This is a genomic window from Aquiflexum lacus (assembly GCF_015476655.1).
In the GTDB taxonomy this organism is placed as follows: domain Bacteria; phylum Bacteroidota; class Bacteroidia; order Cytophagales; family Cyclobacteriaceae; genus Aquiflexum; species Aquiflexum lacus.
This window is the reverse complement of sequence record NZ_JABFHF010000054.1, coordinates 1-6,420: the sequence shown is the minus strand read 5'-3', so window position 1 is coordinate 6,420 and position 6,420 is coordinate 1. Positions and strand designations below refer to the sequence as shown.

At 41.3% G+C, this 6,420-nt stretch carries 2 protein-coding genes; both read right to left on the bottom strand.

All coding sequences use genetic code 11. The annotated features are described in order from the left end of the window. Positions 1-5,321 (bottom strand): HYR domain-containing protein (locus tag HMJ38_RS24855; RefSeq protein WP_194977158.1); only part of this gene is annotated, 5,321 nt, incomplete at its 3' end. Positions 5,322-5,525: 204 nt separating this feature from the next. Beyond that, positions 5,526-6,164: a response regulator gene (locus HMJ38_RS24850; RefSeq protein WP_194977157.1), complete on the bottom strand. Its 639-nt coding sequence runs from the start codon at positions 6,162-6,164 to the stop codon at positions 5,526-5,528. Positions 6,165-6,420 lie beyond the last annotated feature (256 nt).

The window sequence follows — 6,420 nt, the reverse complement described above, 5'->3', positions numbered from 1 at the left end:
GATGTAGGGGCATCATTGCTCAGTCCGCCATCAGGAATGTCTCCCGTAAAGGTGGAGATACCGAGATCCACATTCATGGCTTCACATATTCCTTTGTCGGTATCCACAAGAATATCGGCGGGAGCAGTGACTGTCGGAAGATCCGTTTCTGTATCTGCCGGGAGTACTGTCACTGTCTGTGTATCCGTTGCCGTATTGCCGCTGTCGTCGGTCACTGTCCATGTCACCGTGGTAGTGCCTATCGGGAAGAATTCAGGTGCAAGGTTGACGGCAACGTCCACACTGCAATTGTCGGAGGTTGTTGGGGTACCGAGTTCCACATCAGTGGCGGATTCCTGACCCGGTTGCAATTGTATGGTGATGTTGGCAGGGGCGGTGATGACAGGTGCTTCGTTGTCTTCTACGGTTACGGTCTGCACCACTTCTTCCGCTTCGTTGCCCAAAGCATCGGTTGCTGTCCAGGTGATCTGGGTATTGCCCACAGGATATGGTGCATCCAAGGCAAGACCGTCACTTCTTGTGCCTGTGGCGGTTGGATTGTCGCAGTTGTCACTTACTGTTGGTGCTTCGATCTCTATTTCAGCATCGCATGTTCCCATGTCTGTTGACCGGTTGATTTCGGAGACAGCTGATATAACAGGTGCCTCGTTATCCTCTACCGTCACGGTCTGCTGTGCGGTGGCCGTGTTGCCATTTCCGTCTACAACCGTCCATGTTACAATGGTGGATCCTATTGGGAAGCTTTCCGGTGCGTCGTTGCTGATGCCGTAGGAAGGAATATCTTCTCCTGTTACTGTTGGAGTTCCAAGATCCACATCCTCAACTTCACAGCTTCCTTCGTCTGCATCTATGGTAATATTTGCAGGAGCGGTGATGGTGGGCAGTATTTCCCTGCTTACAGTAATCACTTGGTCTGCGGTTGCTGTATTTCCATTGACATCGGTCACTGTCCAGGTAACTGTGGTGGTACCTATCGGGAAGGATTCAGGTGCAAGGTTGACGACAACATCCACCCCGCAATTGTCAGACGTTGTTGGGGTACCGAGTTCAACATCTGTAGCAGATTCATCATCTTCTCCTATCTGGATACTGATGTTTGCAGGAGCTACAATGGTCGGGGCCTCGTTGTCCTCAACTCTCACGTTCTGAACCACTTCCTCCGCTTCGTTGCCAGAGGTATCGGATGCTTTCCATGTAATTTGAGTAGATCCGACAGGATAAGGTGCATCAAGATCTTGTCCATCACTTCTTGTACCTGTGACGGTTGGGCTGCCGCAGTTGTCGCTTACTGATGGTGCTTCGATTTCTATTTCAGCATCGCAGGTTCCATCATCTGCTGATCGGACAATATCTGAAACCGTTGCAATAACGGGGACTTCATTGTCCTCTACAGTCACTGTTTGCTGCGCGGTGGCGGTGTTACCGTTTCCGTCAATCACCGTCCAAGTTACAATGGTGGATCCTATCGGGAAGCTCTCCGGAGCGTCGTTGCTGATGCCGTCGGCAGGGATATCATCTCCGGTTACTGTTGCTGTGCCAAGTTCAACTTCTGTTACTTCGCAGGTTCCTTCGTCAGTATCTATTGTAATATTTGCAGGAGCGGTTATGGTAGGCAGTATTTCCCTACTGACAGTTACCGTTTGCTGTGCAGTTTCTGAATTGCCATTGACATCCGTCACTGTCCATGTCACCATGGTGGTGCCAACCGGGAAGGATTCAGGAGCGTCGTTGCTAACCTCTTCCACTCCGCAATTGTCGGATGTTGTCGGGGTACCCAGATCCACATCCGTGGCTGATTCCTCACTTTCCCCAATCTGTATGCTGATGTTGGCTGGCGCAGTGATTATCGGAGCCTCATTATCCTCAACGGTAACGGTCTGCACCACTTCATCGGCTTCATTTCCAGAGGCATCGGTTGCAGTCCATGTGATCTGGGTTGTGCCCACAGGATATGGAGCATCAAGCCCAAGCCCATCACTTCTGGTACCTGTTGCAGTTGGATTGTCGCAGTTATCACTTACTGTTGGAGCAGTGATTTCAATTTCAGCATCACAGGCACCCGGATCGGTAGTCTGGGTGATTTGGGAAACAGCAGAAATTCCAGGTTTTTCGTTATCATTCACCGTTACCGTCTGCTGGGAAGTGTTTTCGTTACCGGATGCATCCTTGACGGTCCAGGTTACAACTGTTTCACCAAAGGGGAAGATATCCGGTGCATTGTTGCTGACCTCTACTCCGGGACAATTGTCGCCAAATTCAGGTTCCCCAAGATTTACCTCAGTTGCAGAACATAAACCTGCATCCGTACCGATTGCCAGATCGGCAGGTGAGTTGATAAATGGCAACTCATTGTCCAAAACAGTCACGAGTTGAAGGGCTTGGGCAGAATTCCCCCAAACATCCACTACGGTCCAAAGAACCTCGGTCAGGCCAACAGGAAAACTACTTGGTGCATCATTTGAAACTGAGCCTACCCCGCAATTGTCAGAAGTAATAGGAGTACCCAGATTAACACCATTGGCAAAACACTGACCTGCATTTGCGGGAACGATAATTTCAGCAGGAACTGAAATAAGTGGTGGTTGATCATCCAAAACAGTTATAGTCTGGACAACTGGATCAGCCTCATTTCCTGCTTCATCCTCAGCCGTCCATGTGATGATGGTTTCTCCCACCGGATATGGGGCTTCCAATGACAATCCATCGCTCCTAGTTCCTGTTGCAGTTGGGGGTGTACAATTATCCGTCACTTCAGGTGTAGTAATGGTGATTACTGCCTGGCAGGTACCTTCAAGGGCAGTCGCTGTGATATTGGAAACCGTTCCTATCACAGGTTTCTCAGTGTCCTGTATGATAAGCCGCTGTTCCTGAACACTGGTATTCCCAGCCTGGTCCGTGAAACGCCAAATAATGTTAAATTCTCCCTGTTCCGAAATCGGGAATATGGATTCATCCGTGGTGCCCATGACCTGCCCGTCCACATTATCCGTAGCTGTGGGAACAGTCAGTTCTTCGAATTCCAGCCCACATGCTGCAATGATATCGGGAAGGGACTCCAAGTCTGGGACGGGTGCTTGGGTATCCGCTTCGGGCAATCCTGAGAATACCCTTGCAATTCTAATCCTTGATACATCATTATATCCTGTAAAATTTCCAGCCAGTAAAACCCTTCCATCATTTTGTATTGCAAGAGCATTTACATTTTGGTTAGGACCCGAACCTGAATCAAAGTCGGAATCTATGGTGCCATTAGGATTTAACCTTGTAAAATTAGTATTAGTAATTGAACTAAATCGATTAGTTCCTACAAGTATCTTCCCATCACTCTGGAGAGCTAAAGAATTTATTTGTTCAGTAAAAACAGATCCAGGGTTGAAGCTACTGTCTAAACTACCATCTGGATTTAGTCTCACAATTCTAACTACACTTTCTGAATTATAACTAAAGAAATTACCAGCAATAAGGATTTTTCCATCAGGCTGAACTACTATTGAAGAGGCTGACTGACCGAGTCCTGTACCTACATCAAAAGTTTCATCAAGGCTTCCATCTGAATTTAACCTTGCTATCCTGTTTATGGGAATTCCATTATATTCTGTGAAACTCCCTAAAATAATTATCTTTCCATCGGTCTGCATAGCCGCAGAAAAAATAACATTATTTGCACCTGTACCAGAATTGAAATCGTTATTCAATGATCCATCTTCATTCAGTAAAGCAATCCTATTTATATTTTGAACTAAATTATAACTTGTAAATTGTCCAAAAATCAGGATTTTTCCATCAGTCCTTAAAATGATGTCATTAACCCAGTTTCCAGGCCCTGACCCAGAAGAGTTGAATTCATTATCCAGACTACCATCATTATTAAGCCTAACTAAGGCCAGTTTAATATCCCCATTGAACTGGGTAAAAAACCCTCCAACTAAAAGTTTTTCATTGGGTAGCTCTTTAATTACCCTAACATCAATATTAAAACCAGTTCCTGTATCAAAACTTTCATCCTGTTGTCCATTCGAATTCAGCCTATTTATCCTGCCTTTTGGTAAACCATCATAAAATTGGAAAGTACCACCCAATAAAATTTTTCCATCTTTTTGTACATGCAGAGCATTAATAGGATTGTCAGCTCCAATAGGAGGATTAAATGTTGTATCCAAGCTTCCATCAGGTAAAAGCCTAACAATATTATCTCTTGGAATTCCATTGAATGAACCAATTGAACCAACAACAATAATTTTATTATCCAACTGTCGAGCAACATCCAATGTGATCCCACTCAAAGTCAAATTTGCATTAAAATTTTCTTTGAGACTACCAATTGAATTCAGTAATACTAAGCCTTCGGAATAAACTGAATTATAGAAACTAAATGCACCACCAATTAAAATTTCATCATCAGAAAATATGTCAATAAAATAAACCACATTACTTGGACCACTACCAACATCAAATGTTTCATCTAAAGATCCATTAGAATTTAATCTCGCAAGTCTATTTTGTGATTGGCCATTTACATTTAAAAAAGTTCCACCAATCAAAATTTTACCGTCAAGTTGTTCTTTAATTGAATAAACATAGCTGTCAATATCCGATTCAAAAGTTAAATCCAAAGAACCATCTGAATTGATCCTTACTAAATTATTTTTTGAAAATTCACCAACAGTTGAAAACAATCCCCCAAAAAGTATTTTTCCGTCATTTTGAATTTCAACAGATTCAATAATATTACTTCCCCCAATAAAACTTCCTGGATCAAAATCCAAATCAAGATTTCCATCAGAATCCAATCTTGCTATTTTATTTCTAGCAAAACCATCGAAACTACTGAAATTGCCCACAATAATGATTTTATCATCTGGTTGTAATGCTAATTTTTGGACATAGACATTAGTCCCTTGCCCTGGATCAAATGTCTCATCTAAACTACCGTCTTGATTTAGCCTTGCAATTCTATTAATACTTTGGCCGTTAAAGGTGCTAAATGCTCCTCCAATTAGAACTTTTCCATCATTTAAGGCCACCATATCCGAAATTACCCAGTCGGGCCCTGTACCTGCTGGATAGCTTTTATCTAAGGTTCCATCGGGATTTAACCTTGCTAAATAATTTTTTTTTACACCATTATATTCAGTGAAATCTCCCGCAATGAGAATTCTCCCATCTTCAAATAAAATTGATTTATTAATACGGTTGTTGGCACCTGAACCTGCATCTATAACGTCTTCATTAAAACTCAAATCTAACTGCCCTGGTGTTTGGGCTTTTAAGGTTAAGAATAAAAAAAACACTAAAATCAATAAATAGACTGACTTTTTCATGGTTAAAGGTCAAGTGGTAAAAGAATTGAAATACTAAAGTCTGATTAACCGGTTTACGGTACCTTAAAACAAAAACTCAACGACTACCGATCTCAATAAATCGATATCATGTAAAGTTTGAAAAAAATAATACTTTGAAAAATACACCCTAGGCAGTAATTTCAACTAACTTATAAGTAAAAAACGATATATCTTATCATTTTTTTAAAGTTCAGGATGCTCTTTTATTAAAGCTACAAGTCCTGCAATATTATGGACGTTTAATTTATTAAAAATCCTCCTCCTATGAGTTTTCACTGTCAGCGGACTCAGGTGGAGTTTATGTGCAATCTCTTTGGTTTCCATTTGACCGAGGATCATTTTGAGGATTTCCTGTTCCCTTACAGAAAGTTGATAAATATCAGCCAATTTTTGTGTTAGGTTTTGGGATTTCAAATGTCTAACTTTTTGTGGTGCAACTTCGAAATATTCTCTTCCTTCCAACACGTCGATAATCACTTTCTTTAGAGTTTTAAAAGTTTGGGTTTTACTTATAAAGCCACAAGCGCCCACTTTTTTGCAATGTTCAATCGTATCTTTTGAATCGTGTGAAGAAATGATTAAGCTTCTGATTTTAGGATATCTTCTGTTCATTATGGGAAGCAATTGAAACCCATCTAATATCGGCATATCCAAATCCAAAATTATTAAATCTGGATCATTCCCGTTTTCCAAAAAGTGCAATACATCCCTTCCATTTGTGAAACATCCAATAACCCTGATTTTTGGAGCGCCCAAAAATAGTGCTTGCAACCCATTTACAAACAACTTATGGTCATCCACTATAATAATCCTGTAACACATATAAAAAATTTATATATTATGAATATTTGATTTAAATAATCATAATCTGAATTTAAAAATATCAATTTAGGTTAAAAAAATGAAGAATTTTAGATTAAATCTATTTTAAGAATTCAGAAAATAATGAATGAATTTAAAAATTTATAGAATCCTAAAAGTATCCAATCCCAAAAAAAACACCCCCCTCCGAATCTCTCCGGAAGGGGTTGTCCAATTAAAAAGCCATAAATTGTTATTCTTCTTTTACCAGTCTGCC